Annotated in this window: 4 protein-coding genes and 2 pseudogenes; 3 read left to right on the forward strand and 3 right to left on the reverse strand. The window is 46.1% G+C overall.

Annotated elements, in window-relative coordinates; all coding sequences use genetic code 11:
* Positions 1–394 (reverse strand): transposase zinc-binding domain-containing protein (locus tag C6Y40_RS12770; RefSeq protein WP_240621952.1); only part of this gene is annotated, 394 nt, incomplete at its 3' end.
* 206 nt (positions 395–600) lie between these two features.
* Here C6Y40_RS12770 and C6Y40_RS25565 point away from each other — a divergent pair.
* Positions 601–672 (forward strand): annotated as a pseudogene (locus tag C6Y40_RS25565) (AAA family ATPase); the annotation flags it as partial.
* 54 nt (positions 673–726) lie between these two features.
* A complete protein-coding gene (locus tag C6Y40_RS12775) occupies positions 727–1,470 on the forward strand; it encodes an ATP-dependent metallopeptidase FtsH/Yme1/Tma family protein (RefSeq protein ID WP_105934908.1) in 744 nt (247 codons plus the stop codon).
* Between the two features lie 21 nt (positions 1,471–1,491).
* Here the strand turns inward: C6Y40_RS12775 and C6Y40_RS12780 are convergent, their stop codons facing one another.
* Entirely contained in the window at positions 1,492–1,950 is a 459-nt protein-coding gene (locus C6Y40_RS12780; RefSeq protein ID WP_105934909.1) for a DUF1801 domain-containing protein, read from the reverse strand.
* A gap of 40 nt (positions 1,951–1,990) precedes the next feature.
* Positions 1,991–2,407 (reverse strand): BLUF domain-containing protein, encoded by a 417-nt coding sequence (locus C6Y40_RS12785; RefSeq protein WP_105934910.1) that lies wholly within the window; start codon positions 2,405–2,407, stop codon positions 1,991–1,993.
* Positions 2,408–2,514: 107 nt separating this feature from the next.
* Here C6Y40_RS12785 and C6Y40_RS12790 point away from each other — a divergent pair.
* A pseudogene (locus C6Y40_RS12790) lies at positions 2,515–3,866 on the forward strand (hypothetical protein); the annotation flags it as partial.

Raw genomic sequence — 3,866 nt, forward strand, 5'->3', positions numbered from 1 at the left:
TAGCTAGAAGTAGACGAAGCGGGATGGGTAAACTCAATACCCATTGGCGTACAGGGTAACCGTGAAGAACATCTTCAACTAACAACTTGGCACTTTCTGCCATCCTTCTTGCACCGCAACTTGGGCAAAATCCCCTGCGTTTGCAGCTGAACGCCAGCAGTTTCTCATGCTTGCAGTCGTCACAAACTACACGCAAAAAACCATGCTCAAGCCGACCACACCTAAGAAACTCTTCAAACTCTTTTACCACATGAAGTGGTAACGACTTCCCTTTTTGTGAAAGCTGCTTCTGAAATTCTGGGTAGTGGCGTTCGACCAATTGATACAGTAACGTCTGCTCTGGACGATGTCGTTTATAGGTATGAGAGTGAGTTACTAGCAATGGCGCCTTTATCTTGAATTGGCATCACAGTGTGTATATGATTTTAATGTAAATCTACTGATCAATAGGGTGGGAAATTTATAGTCTCAAGGTCCGAAAAACGTACAATGCAGCCCCTCATACTTTAGCTTCCAACCAACTGAGCCTTTTCATTGCCTTGGCAGAAAAGCTGATTTCCAACCTTAGAATGCAAATAGCCAAATAAAGGCGCGGTTTTTATTGTCGCGGCTACCAATCGGCTGGATAAACTTGATGAAGCATTATTACGTTCAGGAAGGCTTGATCTTCATGTCCATGTTCCTTTCCTGGATAAAAATGCCCGGCGCTGGTTTATCGAAAAGTTCTTGCAGTGCGACGTTTACGAAGAGGCCATAGACCTTGATTTAATTGTTTCCCTTACGGCTGGTATGAGTGGGGCGGATTTAGAGAAGGTACATCGGGAGACAGTGCTACAGGCTTTAAGTAAAAATACCGACAAAATTTGTCAAAGTACGTTAGTGGAAGAAATTAATATTCTCAAATATGGCGCTAAACGGTCACTTGATAAGTGTGAAAAGATGCTGGCGGAAACCGCCTTTCATGAGGCCGGTCATGCCGTTGTCTCAACAGTTCTAATGCCAGAAAGAAGTATTGAGCAAATTAGTATTGTACCAAGAGAACAAGCTTTAGGTATGGTGGCTTATAGCAGGGAACAAGAAGTTGATCATACAAAAGCATTCTGGTTCTCGCAGACTTGTGTCGCCCTTGCGGGTCGAGCTGCTCAGGTAAAACAATTTGGCGATGAAGGTTTGGATACCGGGGCTAGCAGTGATTTGAAGCTGGCTATGTGGTCTGCCTGGAATCCTATTGCCAGGTATGGAATGCATCCCGATAGTTACAACTTAGACGCTACCGTTATACATGAATGGAGCGGCGAAGTTTACTTTAAATCTCAGACTGAGCAGTTAGTCAAAGAGTGGATGGATGAAGCAACCGTGAAAACAGATGAGTTAGTTGAGCAATACTGGGAGCAGATAAGCAAGGTTGCACAAGCCCTACTTGAAGAAGAGGTGTTATCACAAGAGCGGTTTAAATCGCTGATAAAGTAGAAAAATAAACGTCATAAAGCGTCATTTTTTCAGGCTTTGATAAACCGATATCCAGTCATCAACGCTCACTTTGCTGACCAGCTCACCAATCAAATTGTAAGGGATGTGTTTGGGATTTTTAAACCGAGTACAACTCTTACCCATATCCAGCTTGGTAGGCACCACCTCTGCGTAGCGAGCCCGAAACCAGCTTTCGAGCTCGGGCATGGCATAGATGCCCATATGATAAAAACCGTAATGACTCTTTTGTGCAGCGAGATTCATAAAGGGCAGAGGCAAAGTGGGATTGCAATGATAACCGGCCGGGAACCGTTGATGGGGCACCACATAGCCAATCATGTTGTAGTTGATGCATTCGCTGAATCCGGCTGGCAGGTTTTCCAGCACTGTCTGGCGTAACTGTGATATTACCCGCTGTTTTTCCTCGGGCAGGGCGGAAATGTACTGGTCTACCGATGTGTAGCTCTGTGCGTTGGGCATAATAGCTCCTGGCTAACTTAGGTTGCTTAACCACTATGCCTTATAGGTTGTCCTGATTGCCAGCAAGGTGCTGCAGAAATTGAAAAGCCTGTTGAGGGCTCATGGTTTCCGGCAGGAACTCAGTCTGGCCCATCTCTTTGAGTAATTTAGTAAACTCGGCACTGCCGCCGGCGTAGCCCATTTTCCACTGTTTGAAAATAGGGGCGGTGATTTCCTCATAGCTGATAATAGTGATTTCGTCATGGCGGGGGTCATCAGCAATATCCAGGTAAAGCTCGTTAACGGCGCTGCGTTCGCCTTCCAGCGCCTGCAAAAAATATTGTTGTTCGTAAGAAAGCATACCGCAAATGCCCTCGGCCTGATTGTTACGGCGGGCGGTGTCGAGAATGGATTTCAGATCGCTAAGTGACATTTCCCGCGAGGCATGGCTGTAGTACACCAATCTCACTAACTTCATTTTTACTTTCCTTTTTTCTAAACTGCGTAATTGTTTGCGTAACTGCAGGCAACGACTATCTTTCAAATATAGCAGAGTTTTCAGAAACGGTAGTGTTGGGTAAATGTATGGAAAATCCAGTGTTTTTGGTTGGTCAGAGTCCAGACTTAGCGGCATTTTTGCCGGATAACACAATGCACTGCGAAAAATTAACCAGCCTGAGAAACGCTAAAAAGACACTGCGCAGTTGTAAGCCCTCACTGGTTATACTCTGTGTAGGCTCCGATGATGATATTTCCCTCTGTCAGTCGGTAGCCCAGTATATTCGTCAGGGGCTGGTTAACCAGGATACCCGTATCATTCTTATGCATAACCCCACTCAGCAACTGGACGAAGTAGTCTGGCTGGAAGAGTACCAAATCAATGCCTGTTTAACGGCGTCTGAAGCGAAAGCCAAGTTTAATGCCAGTGTGCTCAAACGGGAGCTGGCCACTTTTGAGTATATTGAAAACACCTACCGTCAGCACGATGCAGAAACAGAATTGCTGGTGTGTATCACACGCTTTTCACGAGGCGACGAAAAGCTCACGGCGCTGCTTTCAACCTTCTCAAATGCGCTGGCGAGATTATGCCATGCCCACTGCAGTTTCGAAATTTACCTGGAAAACACATCGCGTTTTCGGGTGCGCGGTTCCGATACTGCCAGCAACGATCTGGCAAAAACTATGCAGGCATTGTTATCAGAGGGCGGGCTGCCGGCCAGCCTTGCTCAGGCCATTGAGGAACAGCACCCACAAATTCACCTGCTCGATGAAAGCGGCGGGCTGGAGCCGGTTACTCAGCTTATAACAACTCGTATTGGCAGTTATCTGGCTTTCCCTATCGTGGTGTATAAACGGGTAGTATGTTTATTGCTTTACCTGATCCCCGAACAGGAGATGGATAGGGTTTCCATGAAGCAGATTACGATTATCAATAAGGCCGCCGAGCAGCTTACGGTGTTGTTAGAGCGCAAACAGGCTGAGTCGAGCCTGAAGAAACAATATACCCGTCTGCGGGATACGCTGCTGGAGCTTAAATCCACTAAACAGGCATTGGCACACAACGAAAAGCTCGCCAGTATCGGGCGTATGGCAGCGGGCATCGCTCACGAAATTAATAATCCACTGTCATTTGTGATCAGCAACTTCTCCTCAATGGATAGCTATCTGGATAACATTATTCAGTTGCAGTCCATGCAGAGTGAGCTGTTAACTGCCATAGACATTCAGCAGGATCAAAAAGCGGCTCATCTCAAACAAAGTCTCAGTGAATTTGAGGAGCAGGCGGGTATACCGTTTATTTTGGAAGATATCAGAGCAATCGTCGCTGATTCTTTTAATGGTCTGCAACGGGTTAAAAATATCATTAGCGACTTACGCTCTTTTTCTCATAATCAGACCGGAGAAAAAGAGGTTTGTGATTTCTCTGTGCTGCTGGA

Source organism: Marisediminitalea alba (assembly GCF_002993365.1).
Classification (GTDB): Bacteria; Pseudomonadota; Gammaproteobacteria; order Enterobacterales; family Alteromonadaceae; genus Alteromonas; species Alteromonas alba.